1 protein-coding gene is annotated in these 268 nt (G+C 49.3%); it reads right to left on the bottom strand.

Annotation, left to right across the window (positions count from 1 at the left end; all coding sequences use genetic code 11):
- Positions 1-47: 47 nt before the first annotated feature.
- The coding region (locus V7083_RS00420; protein ID WP_335474210.1) for an acyl-CoA dehydrogenase family protein at positions 48-268 on the bottom strand (221 nt) is incomplete at its 5' end.

Raw genomic sequence — 268 nt, 5'->3', positions numbered from 1 at the left:
CGTTTCCCGTTTTTATCAACGGATTTTCCCGTTTATCTACGTGTTTCCTAAAGATGCTTACTAATGACCATGCGCTGAATCTCGCTGGTCCCTTCGTAGATCTCCGTTACCTTGGCATCGCGGAAGTATCGCTCGACCGGGTAATCCTCGGTATAACCATAGCCGCCAAATACTTGGATGGCTTCTGTTGCGACTTCTACGGCGGTTTTCGAGGCAAAGAGTTTGGCCATTGAGGCTTCCTGACTGCATTTTAAGCCACGGCTGCGAA

Source organism: Bacillus sp. JJ1764, from assembly GCF_036962145.1.
GTDB lineage: Bacteria > Bacillota > Bacilli > Bacillales > Cytobacillaceae > Neobacillus.
The sequence above is the reverse complement of the archived record's forward strand: the minus strand, read 5'-3'. Positions and strand labels throughout refer to the sequence as shown.